The following is a 13,636-nucleotide window of genomic DNA, read 5'->3' on the forward strand; positions in this document are numbered from 1 at the left end:
TACGTTACGAACTCTTAAACCCTTATGATACCGGACTTTATTGATAAACGTAGCCACTGTAGCCTGTAATTATGAGTGCTTTAATTTAATGCCTCGATATCCTGCTAATGGTGTGGTTCCGTCTATACGAAACTTTGCTGGCTCAATTCCAGTTTTAATAACTTCATTGAAGAAGTCCTTTGAACTCATAGCCTTTGACTGGTTATTTTTACAGTAGCCAATATATGTCTCATACAATAGTTTTCTATGAGTTTTGAGTTCTCTATCGCCTACATCAATTATGCAGCAGTCTTCTATAAATCCTGTAATCCCGCTCTCAGCTTTAAATTGGTTTTTAAACTCTATAGCGTCGCTACTCTCTGTAAAGACAAAGTTTTGTTGTTTTAATCTCCTTAAGCCATCAATAGCCCACATTATGATATAATTCTTTTCTTTCATCAATTTCTCAAGAAGTGCTTTATCTCGCCTTTCCTCTGGTACAGATTGATTAAACATTATGAACATCATCCTGTCTGTTAGTGCACCAGTTGTATCTGCCTTGCTCAAGCTAGGCATGTGATTACCAGCTGCTACAAGTTTTGTTTTGCTATAGAAGTAAAAGGGATCTTTCCCCTTCTTCTCTCCAGTAATTAAATCTCCACCTGTCAGTGCTTTAATGACATCCACTCCCTTCAAACTTCCTTCCTCATTCATTTCCGGTGATATATTAAGCCTAGACTTAAATAACTCTGCAGCCATGAATCTATTAGTTCCAAGTTGTTTTAGGGTTACCGCTGTAGTGAAACGTTCACCGATCAAGCTTCGCCAGATACTTAGCCATAATGATTTTCCAGAATGGGCCTGACCCAGTAATATAAAGAATTTTTTGGCATTGCTATAATTGCTCAAAATGTACCCTGTAAGTTCTTGAAGAGACATAATTTTGTACCTATCGCCTTGAGTACATTCATCAAGAAACTCTGTGAAATGATTAGTATACCTACTAAATTTATTAGCAAATTTAGGATCATAATTTCCATCTATGAAATTTGTAAATAGATAATCAGGCTTGTGTCTATTAAACGTATCGTCTTTAAGATTATAAACACCGTTACTAAAATTGATCAGATGGATAAATCTATTGAAGTCTTTATGATTTATTTGCAAATGTGGATCGCTCTCTATCCGGTATATCAACTCGATCATTCGATTCTTATTCAATTTCTTATCCATCTCCGCAGAGATGTTTTTCCTAACGTAAACTGTAAATTGAGATTCTGATACTTCTTCGAAATATCCATTTGAATTGTCATATACGTAAATTTGTTTGCCACAGCACCTTATTGTAATTTTATTCATCATTGCACTGGCTACTTTGTAAGCAATATCTTCTCTTGAACTCTGATTTCCCTTTTGGTTAAATAACTCAGCGACCTGGTTGTCATTAACTTTATCGTGATGGGAAACTGACTGTTTTCCCTCCAATTGTTTGCTATGGACTAGGCTATAATCAGTTTCATCACTGTGTTTTTTCATAAAAACTTCTGATGGTTTACTTTCCTGTCTAACTACTGTTACATAATTATCATCAATTGTTTCACTTCTTCCTACATACTCAGAACTAACAGTTTTTCTATCGTTAGAGATGTCTATATTCCAATACTCCCCTGTTTGCTTACTCATTTATTCGGCCTCCATTTGAAATTTGAGATTATCATAGAAAGAAGGAAAGCGGTTATTCAACATACTAAATGTAAGTACCCTTAGCTTATCTTTAATATTTGCTGCTGTTACAAATATATGACTAACTTTTTGTTCAAGGCTTCCATCGTATAACGAAAGTTGTAGAAACTCAGCACATTCCACCATTACAATCATGAAGACGTTGTTAGAATCATCGCTGTTCTTTAGCTTCAGATACCTATCATTTTGAACAACATGGAATTTAATATCTGTTTTTCGACAATCAAAAGTAACTCGTAAAAAGCTGTTATCTTCATCTATTCCTTGAGACAAATACCTATTAGAATGGCGTGCCATCACAATTTTTTTATCTCCCTCTATAAATCCAATAAATAGATTACCTTTGTCTAGGTTACACTCGTTGATGTACATTACGGATTTCTCACCTTGAATCATGTAACACTGGATATCATCTCGATCAACATTTTTGTTATCTAAGAGCTTAATTTCGTTCTCATGAATGTGTGGTATCTTCATTTCCTATGAACCCCTCTCCAATTTGCCTTAATGGCTTACAAATCGAAGTATACCTTGTCGTTTTTTACTGTAAGAAGAGCCACAATCATTTTTTATACAGTAGAACCCTCTATATATAAAGAAAAACACTAACTCATAAGAATTAGTGTTTAGTGATTTTTTATTCTTTTATTTTTACTACCTTATTTAGGAAGGAGTCATGCTCTCTAGAAATTAAGAGATCTAACGGATACTTCTTGTTTTTATCATCTTCAGAATTGGAATTAATTGTATTTATATTGTTTATTATAATACCATCCATAGTTTTTAATCTATCCCTGACCAAGTTCAAATTATATGGGACTCTTGAGAATATTCTATTATTTAAAGAACTGTTTTTTATGCTTATTATCTGCTTGATATTGTTTATGCTCTCCTGTGACTTCTGATCCCAATAATGACTCTGTGATAAAAAAATATAGAGATTAACACAAGATTTTAGCCTATAATTCCCCGTGAATCCTCTATTCTCAAAGTTTCTAATAAGGATAGTTTCTCTCAAAAAATCTTCTAATAGAGGTATTATAAAATATCTAATTTTCATAAGTCCTATGATAAATGTTTCAATGAAACCCAGACCCTCTTCTCTTATAGACTTCAAAATAATTCTTCTCAGTTCTGGAGATTCAATCATATAAACAGAAGCTATTGTCTGCATTTGTGTTTTACTATATAGATTATTCTCTTCCATTCCATTGAATAAATCATATAGATCAAACACAAAGGAGGCGCCAGTATCTAATTCAAAATCATAAATCTCGTCTACAACTGATATATCTTCGAGCTTATTTATCAAGTTTAAGAAAATTTTTGTATTCTCTTTAATCTCTTGTAGGTCAATCTTATTCAACCGTGAGGGATTCATTATTTTCTTTAAGGGTTTTTTGTACCTAATAGATGTATCTGCAAAGATTTTATATATTGAACCGTTCTTCAAAACTTTATTTCCTTGCTTTAGGAACAACTTTTCAATACTACTATGTATATCAATCTGGCTATTCCACTTCTTAGTCAAAAATTTCTGAATCAATTCTCCATATATCTCGTAATAATCATCCACAGAAGAAAATACAAGACTATCATAAATATCTGTTGCTCCTTGATCGTCTCTTTCATCTATATTACAAAATTCTAGAGTCTCGCCCAGGCTCTCAAATGATAATATTTCTCTTTCAACGCTTCTTTTTAATGCAAAAAGTGCACTGTTAATTAAAGAATTTTTAAATTCTAAAGTATCCAGGTCTAATGGAATCAGTATATGATTCACTACATCTCCAAAACTTATATTTTCTAATAACATATTTAAACTTGCTATTTCTTCACCATCCGTTATGTCTAACTTAAAACCTAGGATTGATTGTAAAATTCTTTTGGAGTCTTCGCAATATTGAAACATCCTTATTTCATCCATTCTATTTTTTTAAAAATATAACACTACACGCATCCCAATTCTAGACATTATTTGGACTAAAAGTATATAATGACTACCAATAATGCTAAGAGATGTCTCAGGAACATCTCTTAGCATTATTAACGAGTTGCACTATAATCAATTATCTGATAAGTATCTTTATTCAGTAATCTCGCCTTTTTTATGATAGCAGTAGCAGTTCCATAGTTATCATATCCAATTTCATTCCCCCATGCCTCATCCTTGGGTTCATACAAAATACTTTCGCCCTGACTTTCAGTATCAGAGGTATAAATTTGAATCTTTGCTGTAAATTTACCATCATTGTTATCGTATAAGTCAGTAACCTGTGAGAAATTCATGTACTCTTCGCCGTCAGCGGATAACCATTGATATCTCCCCCCCCTTTAAAGAATAAGCCTGAGTAGCTACCGTTTTGATGTTAATACCGAAAAATCTTTTGATTGTGTCAACTACATACTTATTCTCAAGTGTGTCATAAAATTCACCTTTAACTTGTTCCGTTTTTATTCGCTTTGGGTAATTGATTTTGTTATGTATGACTGCAAAATCAATTAATTTCTCTGTATTATAATTATCCTTATTAAACTGATTAAAATAAGCTTCACTTAAATTGCTAAAAAATAGATTTAGCCTCTTCTTTTCATCATAGCTGAGTTCAGGAAATACATCATTCTTAGATATAATATTTTGTTCACTCTGAACCTCTTTTGTTACTTCCCTACTTGCCTCTTCTGCTTCAGATGTCATTTCATTATTCATAGATGTAGATTTAGTTTCTTCTGTGCTGGCTCCACTCTCAAAAACACTTTTAAGCAACGCTGCTTTAATCATGTTATCTTGTGGAACATCATTAAAGGACAGTGCTGCTACCTCGAATCCGCTAGTTTTATCTATAATAAATTGAAGCCTTGCTTTAACCTTAGCTTCTCTATAAACTGTATTTCCAGTGAATTCCACCACATCCTCACTCGACTCTGTCTTAAAGTATTTCCACGTATTGTTCTCAAAAAAATGGTCAAATGCTTCACCAATTGATTCATTAGGATAGGACTGAAAATAGCCATTCTTTACGCCAAGTACTTTTTCATTGTTTTGATCTGTAATATTACTGAACTGTTCTTGTACTTTTGAGGTCACATCCTGAACAGCCTGATCGGTTTCTGTTCCGCATCCAGCCATAACTACCACAAAGATAAGAAATATAGTCTTTTTCATTATATTCTCCTTCTAAGAGGACTGTTTTAAGACAATCCTCTAAAAGCAATTAATATTTAACATTCATTTTTTTAAGAGCGTAGTTATACCCATTGCCCGACTTTATTTTTTTCACAGTTGCACTGACACGACTCACAACTTCTTCACCAGAATCAGCATCGTACAAATGACCATGTATCCTATAATTGTTACTACCAAGATCGTAAACACCATCTATCTGAACATAGTAAATTCTTTCCCCATCAGACCCTTCAAATGTGTATCCTCTGCCATTGTATTTGAAATTCTGAGTGGTACGATGATCCTTAAATTTTATACTAAAATATTTTAGTATTGATGCTTCTACGTATGATTTTGAAATATAAAGTTTACCGTTCACTGATCCTATTCTTGAACTAAAATTGTTAATGTAGTTATGCCATATACCAAAACGGATGAGTTCCGAATTATTCACTTTCTCGGAATCAAATTTATATAACTGCAACTCAGTAAAATTGCTAAGAAAAACGCCCATTTTTTTTGATTCAGAAGGAGATAGGGCCACTTTCTTTTTCAATTTGAACGTTCCTTTAGGAAAAGAGTAATCACTATTCTCTTTTCCCGACCAGGTTATTATAACTGTTTCATTTTTTACACTGATTGTCATTTGGCCATTGTTGTATTTATCCTTATAGCTGAAACTGGCTTTACCTGTCGAATTAAATATCACTGTCCCAGTTATTACACTAGATCGATACCTTCCCGTTGCTTCTAAAAAACTACCTCGACTATCATTGATAGGCAAATAGTGAGTATTAGCAACCTCCACCTCTATTTTTTTCCCCTTTTCCTTCATATTAAGATCCATTTGATTCAATCCATACGAACCAATTTCATATTGATCGCTCCAAGTTCCTGTGTAACTATTTGCAGCGTTAGACACATGACCCATAAATAATTGTGCCGTTAAAATGATGGCTACTAATAAACTTATTGCTTTATTCTTAAGCATATAATTCTCCTTTAGTATAATTATTAACCCACTGATCCGTCTGGTTTGAAGCTGGTATCCATAAGGCGCTGCCATTCTTTTAACACCTTTAGCTCTTTATCACTTAACTCACCTTGCACAGCAATACTTATTACTCCGACCTGATCTCCTTTAAAAGAAATCACATCCAATACTATGTTCTCCCCATCATCTTTCATAGTCGTATACAGTTTATCTACAACTCCTGGTGCCTCTTCTCTGACATCATCGCTCATCAAATTTACTCTATATAGATACTCTTCGTATGACTCTTCTAAAATAAGCCCTTCCTCGTCTGAATAGGAAGATAACATATAATCAGAATAAGAATAAATTTGTAAATTACTACTTTCGTAAAAAATCGTTTTTATAGTTTCATTATCTCTTTGGATAACTAACGGGTCTCCCCAAGCTAACTTATAATTTATTGTGTAACCAATAGCTTGGTCCTTATAATTACCGTACTGTTTCGAAACCTTGGTCGTATAATTTTTCTCGTACCATCGTTCTCCCAGTCCACCGTAGTAAAAGATGTAACGCTTGTTTATTTGATCCCATCTACTACTCAAATCGAAACCATAGGTTATAGATCGGATAGGTATCCATACAATACCATTAACTAACATTGGTTCATTGCTTACTTGTTTTAAAGTACCATTAATATTAATCATTTTGCTTCCTAAATATGTGGTGAAGACCTTGTCGTCTAAAGTTATAGTAATTTTCTTTTGGACTTTGTCATATTCAATAACACCTCCTAGTTCCCTCAATATATTCTTAGCTGGGATATAGAGGGTCCCTTTATTCATGACAGGTGCTATCCTCCGAGTAGAGTCAATTAATACACTCCTACCATTAACTAGCATTATTTTATTTTTAGCCTGAAGAATAAACTGTTCTCCAATGTTTGGATTGACTTCTGATGCAGACACCATTGAATATGTCCCAACAAAAAATAGACTAACAACGAGCAACAAAAGAAATAGTTTCTTTCTTAACATAATTTGTATGCCTCCCCTAGTGAATTTAGATATAATGGTATTTATTACAAGACACTTACTTGATTATAGGTAAAACGAACTACATTTTCAATGCTTTTAGTAACTAATTCAATAAACGTCTATAACACGTTGAGCATATTCATTTATACTATTATCGTTTCCTTAAAGTAACTCTTAGGAAACAGGTGGTATGTATGAACAAAGTTAACTCACTTGTTGGGGGAAATATAAGAACCACACGCCAAAAAAGAGGACTAAGTCAAGAAAGACTAGCCCTCAAAGCTGGTTTAAACACGTCCTATCTAGGACAAATTGAACGCGGCGAAAAAAGCCCTACTATCTCCGTTATAGATAAAATCGCTTCAGCTTTAGATGTTAATATTAAAGATATATTCGAAACAAACCTTGAACTTGAAAACATTATCACTACGGAATACATTGATAAGATTGTATATGAACTAAAGAGTAGAACAACAAATGAACAAGAAGACGTATATTATTTTATTCAACAACTACTCATGTTTAAAGATAAAAAATAAAGAGATGAGCGCGTATGGTGGTACGCTCACCTCTTTATAAGTCATTTCTCAGTTTTCTTATCTGAAAAAATTACACCTTCGCACTCTCTATTATTATATTTCTCATGTAAATCCTTTGCTGTTTTAAATAGATCAAATCTATTTTCCAAAGTTTTAACAACTGCATCAGAAGCAGCATTTTGAGCCTGTTTTAAACGGTCATACATCTTATTTGTACCTCCTACTTTTTTGATTTTTTTACAATGGCAATACCACCGCTGGCTCCTATTAAATAGCCAACTGCTGTCCCAGCACCAGGTAAAATTATCGTACCCACAGCTGCCCCTGTCGCTCCCCCAACTAAAGTTCCTGCTGCAATGTGTAGTGTCTCCTGAATTGCTGAAAATGGATTTCTAATCAAACTTTTTCACCCCCATTGTAGAATAAATATCTCCATACAAAAATAGACAGAGAACTTCTGATCTTTAATGAAATCAGAAGTTCTCTGTCTTAGTACAGATATCTATAGGTCAACTATTATTATAATATATACTTAAATCCTTGAAGAATGCTCTGTAAACAGAACTTAAAACTATTGTCTGTCAAAAGCTAAAGATATTAAGCGTATTGTGTAAATCATCTAACTAGACGAATGGAAATTCATTCTGGATACTCATTCTCTGTCCATTTAGATAATATGAATACATTTTCTTAGCAGATAACTTAACAACTTTTATAGGTTTTAAGAACTCATCTTCAGAATTATGAAAAATGGACAATTCCACTTCTCCAATCAATTCAGTATTCATCTGATCGCTAGGAAAAAGGAAAGCATTTATGACATTTTCAAATGAATGTTCCTCGATGAATGATTTGTACGCTTCCTGATACAGATACTGTTTGGTAATATCTCCAACGCCAGGATGACCTGCAACCCCCTGATGATCTAGTTTAATATTGTAATACTTTGCGTCAAATATACCAAAAATTTTAGAATTATCAACCTTATAGATACTAATTAAATCGGGTGTTAATGTATCCTTGACCCTATGAGTTACATTAGCATTAGGATCTAACACTCTCCACAGTGGTTTATCGATCAATTGTATAAGCTTTTTGTCAGACTGTTGAGAATAAGTTTGAGAAATCCTCATTGGTAAATTCGATAACTTTGTACCGAGCATATTTCCAAAAACTTCTGAACAAACTTTCTCCCATATTAAATTGTAAGTATTTGTGCCATACATACTAAACCCGAGATTACTTCGAGTCATACTGTCATTAGATAAGAACGCATGCATCACTTTAAGTAGCATTTGTTTTCTAGTAACAAACTGTACGTTCATCTCTCTTTCTATACGATAAATAATATGATCTCTATCTCCAAAATCATCAATATATTCATCACTCGGATATGTTCCACTAATAGAGAATAATTGATCTAATTCTGTTTCATGTAATTTTCTTGAACATTCAGTTACAATACAACTATGCAGACGTCTAAAATATTCAAAATCGTCGTCAATTACAGTATGGGTATACAAATTTAAATAGTATGGTGTATTCAAGTGAATAAAGGCATACGTCTCATCAATAGTTTTCTCCCATAGTATTTCTCCCTCACCATCTAGTTCAGTTATTTCCTTCTGATTTGAATATACCCCGTGCTCCAAATAATCATTAATTAAGAATAACATGGAAGACAACATATCAAATCCACTAGATTTATTTAACCCATCAGATAATTTTAAGATTTGCTCTCTAGAGTCATATCTCGCAATAACTTGAAGAACTTGTTTCATTTCGGTCAATGGTGATGAACTTTGGACTATATATTTAGGATAACACTTAAATATATAGTTATCGACTGTAACAACACCAACATAAGTAAATACAAGAAGTATTTCTGATGTCTGTATATCAATATCACTGATTATAACTTCTTGTTCGGATAGTTCGAATTGCTTTAACTCAAGTGCTGAACTTTTCACTGCCTTTAATATTCCATAAGATTTAAGTTTACGAATAACAGGAAGTATTTGTTCAACTGATGCACCTAGTAGCGTAGCTATATCTTCTTTCGTATAGCGTTTCAGTTCTCTGAAATAGGCAGCCTTCATTAAATTTCACCTACGATCCAGATCCAATTAAGGCCGAATTATGTTCAAAGGATAGTCCAAAGATTTCTTCGCCAATTTGATCATAAGCTTCACATATACCAGAATAGGTTGTACAACCCTCTTTAAATAATACGTGACGACATTGTCTAGCAGCGTCTTCATACAAGTACATAAGCACTTTACTTTTGAAAGCTTCATTAAATTTAATACTGTTCTCTAGAACATCTAATCCTAAGAAAAAAGGACCCAATAGTTTATCTTCATTGACTTTACACTTTTCTATTAATAAGCGATTTATTTCTTTCCGGAAATTATCCCATTCAACTTCATATCCTTTACTGGATATCTCAATTTTATTATTTACTAATGTTTCACTTCCTTCGTCTATACCTATATATTCAAAACTCCATCTGCGTTTAAAGGCTGTATCCATTGGAAACACACCTTGATCTGCACTATTCATAGTTGACCAAATATACATATTGCTAGGTATTGTTAGTTTTGTGAGTCCACCTTCATATTGAGGTAGAACTTCAGATAAATATTTCCGAACATCTTCACTTGTCTCAATAGGATACTCACTTTTGCCTTCTTTGCGGTCTAATAACTGAAAAACATCTCCGAATACCGCTGCAATATTGGCACGGTTTATTTCCTCAATAATCAGCAAATGATTGGTATCAGGTTCTCTTAGAGCCTTAACGAGCACTCTCATAAAGGGGCCTGGGACGTATTTATAAGTGATTACATCAGCAGTAGGGACAGGTTTATATGTACCTACAAATTGGGCATAAGAGTAGTTAGGGTGGAACGTAACCCTCTCATAATTTTCTGAATCGAAATTCTCTTCACAATCCTTTTTTAATCTATGGCTTTTCCCAGTACCCGGGGCACCGAATAAAATACGGTTATATTTCGCCTTTAAGCTTTGATCTATTTCTGAATGAGAAGGTAGAGGAGGTGTATGACTAAAAAATTCGGTTACTCTATCTGTATGAATCCAACTTAAATTTTTTAAGTAAAAATATATAAATTCTTTTCTAAATGCATATGCGAAATCCCTATAACCCTTATGTTGATATACAAAACCATCTTGTAGAGCACCTGCTATAGTTTCAATTTTTATTTGTTTAGATATTGGTGTTTCACCTGAAGAAGCATCTGAGTAACTAGGTGACCAAGCACAAAATATTACATTATCACCTCTTTTATAGACACCCAGTGTAGTAGCATTCTCACCATTTTTAAACTGCTCATGTATATAATTTAGGTGTTTACTTTTTTGTTGAATACGTTGTTCATCTTTTAAACTTGCTCTTCCCCCAGGAGTAGTTCCTTTTATACTAACAATTACAGAATATTTTGTTGTTGGAACTTGAATATCTATCTTATAAACCTCATTTAAATCGCCACTAATGGGTTCGCAATGAATCACGTTCCCAAAAGCACTAAGAGCCTCAATCAGCACATTCTTAGCCTCTACAGGACTTAATGAATCGACACTTCTATCGTATTCACTTTCTACTATTACTCCATTTGATTCTGCCCACTTATATACCGCCATGACTTTTCCCCCGATTCTATATTTTCTATTAAAAACTAAGGACTAATTCTAAACTGGATACTGTATGTAACAAATTCTATTATTTCTCTTCAGTTTATAATCCCCAATCATCTTAGTTTTTACCAGAATACATATAATTGTAATTGAAATAATCCATGGAGTATAGTTTTCTTTAGAAAAGATAAATGAAAAAAGCGCCCATTAGTAAATGGACACTTTCTCAATTTTTAATTTAACTAATTTACTGCTGGAAAAATTGTTTTTTAATTTCTTCGGCCAATATCATGACTAGTAATGGTGGAACTGCATTCCCTATTTGTCTCCATTGTGTTTTAAAATCACCCAATATTTCATAATCATCATCAAATGTCTGTATCCTTTTAATTTCTGAAATTCTCAAAAATCTGTTTTTCCAATGAAAGGGACCCATATTATTCGAAACGCTCGCTTGTATAGTCCAGGAAGGCCTTTCAGGTGATAACTTCAGTAGAAATGACCAATATCTTGACCTCCACTTGAAAATAGGTTCAGGATGACCCCGTTCTTCAGTAAAATACAGATAATTATCTCCTGGCGGGATCAACTTCAATAAATCCTTATGCTTCGAACCTGCCTGCATATGTTCATCTTCCGGTAAGTCAATATCTAGATCCCCTATAGCCTCTCCACATGTAACCCAAGGTTTTTTAGATGAATCAACATTGAATAAATCATTGTTAATTTTTGTGGGGTCATAGTGAGTTTCTTCTGGGAAAACAAAAGGTTTCGCGAAACCCTTTTTGACTCCAATACATATAAATCTTTCTCTTGTTTGAGGGACACCAAAGTTTGCTGTGTTGATAACTTTATATGATATTTCATAACCTAATCTTTCAGATTGTTCTTTTAAATAATCAAAAGCAGCTTGATGTGGCTTGTAAATAAACCCAAAAACATTCTCAAAGAAAAATACACTTGGCATCAACTCTTCCAAGGCTCGAAAGTATTCACTTAAGGTGAACGCACTCTCGTCTTCAAGTGCTCTCTTCTTTTCCGTTCTATAGAATCTTGATTTTGAATAGGCGGGACAAGGGGGCCCCCCTACTAAACAATCAACTTTATCTATATTGAATATTTTAGGAATGCTTTTAAAATCAACTTCACGAATATCCTTGCACTCTACCAGCTTTCCGACTTTATTATGTTCAAGAGTATTACAAGCTGGAGCCCAATGATCAGTGGAATAGAGAATTTCATATCCTGCTTTTTTAAATCCAAGATCTATTCCTCCTCCACCCGAAAAGACACTGACAACATTCATTATATAAGACTCTCCTTTAAGTGCTCTATCATTGCTTTGCCAAGAAGCGGAGGAACGGCATTTCCAATTTGTTTCTGGATCGAACGTCTCGACCCGGAAAATTTATAATCTTTAGGGAATGATTGAATTGCTGCTATTTCTGGAACTCTAAGCCTTCTATTATTCCAGTGAAATGGGCCTACCCATGGCCCAGGCTGAGCGGTTATTGTCCAAGATGGTTTATTTGGTGAAAGCTTTAATAAGAAGTTCCAAAATCGTTTATCAGCTATAAACTTGGGATTTTCATAGCCTGCCCAAGCAGTCAGTGCTTTATAGTTCATCCCTGGAGGAACTTCACAAAGATCTTCATAATAAGTTCCACCTTTAGCTACTTCGTATGCCTCAAAATATTTCTCATCGTCAAACTCACCTATAACTTCTCCAACGTTAACATATGGCTTCAAATTGTTTTTTTCGCATGTCTCACTAGGACCATGTGTTTTCTTTGGTTCATCTGATTTAAACTCACCTTTAGTTCCTATTATGAAAATTCTTTTTCTACCTTGTGAGACTCCATAGTCTAAAGCATTCGCTTTAACGATTTTAAAGTCATAATTGGCATTCTGAACAATCTCAAGAAACTGGTCGACGATGACTTTGTTGGTCGGATGTAATAAACTTTCTACATTCTCAAAAACAAATCCATCTGGTGACAGATCTGTTACAACTCTAAGATATTCATCGACAAGCTGCGCTCTAGGATCATCTATTCCCCTTCTAACTTTGTTAGTCACCCAATACCCTGCCTTTGAAAAGGGTTGGCATGGTGCACCACCTATCACAATCATTTTATTAGTTTTTTTCTTATTGAACTCGTCATATATTTGCTTACTTGTTGTTTCAAATAAGTCTCCGTGTACTATTTTTGTATCATTAAATACTTCGTTAATTTTAAGACTGTCAACACAATCTTTTTCAATATCCGTACTATAGCCTACAGGAACACCAGCTAAATGACTACCTATGTCCATTCCCCCAGCACCTGAAAACAAACTTATAGCGGCAATTTCATTATATTTATTATTCATAATAGAATTATCTCCTTATAACACATTATTTCTATACCATCATTTTAGCAAACATTAGCTCCCATTCCTAGTAGACTAGAAATAAATAATCTAAGTTTGGTCTTATGAAAGAATATCTGTTACTGCTTTAATTTTCAATATCTAATCTTCAAATCGATAGCAAAGTAAC

The 13,636-nt window shown here is 33.7% G+C and carries 14 protein-coding genes; 1 reads left to right on the plus strand and 13 read right to left on the minus strand.

Translation table 11 applies throughout. The features are described from left to right. Window positions 1-69 precede the first annotated feature (69 nt). From J2X75_RS26740 to J2X75_RS26770, 7 genes are all read right to left on the minus strand, one after another. Window positions 70-1,662 (minus strand): DNA primase family protein, encoded by a 1,593-nt coding sequence (locus J2X75_RS26740; RefSeq protein ID WP_310342053.1) that lies wholly within the window; start codon window positions 1,660-1,662, stop codon window positions 70-72. Then, on the minus strand, window positions 1,663-2,199 hold the full coding sequence (locus J2X75_RS26745; RefSeq protein WP_310342055.1) for a hypothetical protein: 537 nt from the start codon (window positions 2,197-2,199) through the stop codon (window positions 1,663-1,665). 160 nt (window positions 2,200-2,359) lie between these two features. Then, window positions 2,360-3,634 (minus strand): hypothetical protein, encoded by a 1,275-nt coding sequence (locus J2X75_RS26750; RefSeq protein WP_310342058.1) that lies wholly within the window; start codon window positions 3,632-3,634, stop codon window positions 2,360-2,362. 134 nt (window positions 3,635-3,768) lie between these two features. Then, entirely contained in the window at window positions 3,769-4,011 is a 243-nt protein-coding gene (locus tag J2X75_RS26755) for a hypothetical protein (RefSeq protein WP_310342061.1), read from the minus strand. A gap of 13 nt (window positions 4,012-4,024) precedes the next feature. After that, window positions 4,025-4,888 (minus strand): hypothetical protein, encoded by an 864-nt coding sequence (locus tag J2X75_RS26760; RefSeq protein WP_310342062.1) that lies wholly within the window; start codon window positions 4,886-4,888, stop codon window positions 4,025-4,027. A 49-nt stretch (window positions 4,889-4,937) separates the two neighbouring features. Continuing rightward, window positions 4,938-5,879, minus strand: coding sequence for a hypothetical protein (locus tag J2X75_RS26765; protein ID WP_310342065.1), 942 nt, complete (start codon window positions 5,877-5,879; stop codon window positions 4,938-4,940). 23 nt (window positions 5,880-5,902) lie between these two features. After that, window positions 5,903-6,898 (minus strand): copper amine oxidase N-terminal domain-containing protein, encoded by a 996-nt coding sequence (locus J2X75_RS26770; RefSeq protein ID WP_310342068.1) that lies wholly within the window; start codon window positions 6,896-6,898, stop codon window positions 5,903-5,905. A gap of 194 nt (window positions 6,899-7,092) precedes the next feature. Here J2X75_RS26770 and J2X75_RS26775 point away from each other — a divergent pair, with 194 nt between their 5' ends. After that, window positions 7,093-7,437, plus strand: a complete 345-nt coding sequence (locus J2X75_RS26775) for a helix-turn-helix domain-containing protein (protein WP_310342071.1) — start codon at window positions 7,093-7,095, stop codon at window positions 7,435-7,437. 41 nt (window positions 7,438-7,478) lie between these two features. On the opposite strand, the gene J2X75_RS26780 is transcribed toward J2X75_RS26775, so the two are convergent. From J2X75_RS26780 to J2X75_RS26805, 6 genes are all read right to left on the minus strand, one after another. Then, window positions 7,479-7,643, minus strand: coding sequence for a hypothetical protein (locus J2X75_RS26780; protein ID WP_310342074.1), 165 nt, complete (start codon window positions 7,641-7,643; stop codon window positions 7,479-7,481). Between the two features lie 14 nt (window positions 7,644-7,657). Beyond that, window positions 7,658-7,837: a hypothetical protein gene (locus J2X75_RS26785; RefSeq protein ID WP_310342076.1), complete on the minus strand. Its 180-nt coding sequence runs from the start codon at window positions 7,835-7,837 to the stop codon at window positions 7,658-7,660. Between the two features lie 223 nt (window positions 7,838-8,060). Next, window positions 8,061-9,536, minus strand: coding sequence for an LlaJI family restriction endonuclease (locus J2X75_RS26790; protein WP_310342078.1), 1,476 nt, complete (start codon window positions 9,534-9,536; stop codon window positions 8,061-8,063). Window positions 9,537-9,546: 10 nt separating this feature from the next. Next, the gene (locus tag J2X75_RS26795) at window positions 9,547-11,100 is read right to left on the minus strand and encodes an AAA family ATPase (protein ID WP_310342081.1); all 1,554 of its coding nucleotides are present in this window, start codon (window positions 11,098-11,100) and stop codon (window positions 9,547-9,549) included. 241 nt (window positions 11,101-11,341) lie between these two features. Next, window positions 11,342-12,400, minus strand: coding sequence for a DNA cytosine methyltransferase (locus J2X75_RS26800; RefSeq protein WP_310342083.1), 1,059 nt, complete (start codon window positions 12,398-12,400; stop codon window positions 11,342-11,344). Beyond that, the gene (locus J2X75_RS26805) at window positions 12,400-13,467 is read right to left on the minus strand and encodes a DNA cytosine methyltransferase (protein ID WP_310342084.1); all 1,068 of its coding nucleotides are present in this window, start codon (window positions 13,465-13,467) and stop codon (window positions 12,400-12,402) included. The genes J2X75_RS26800 and J2X75_RS26805 overlap by 1 nt, the downstream gene beginning before the upstream one ends. Between the last annotated feature and the right edge of the window lie 169 nt (window positions 13,468-13,636).

It is taken from the genome of Paenibacillus sp. 2003 (assembly GCF_031455635.1).
GTDB lineage: Bacteria > Bacillota > Bacilli > Paenibacillales > Paenibacillaceae > Paenibacillus > Paenibacillus amylolyticus_B.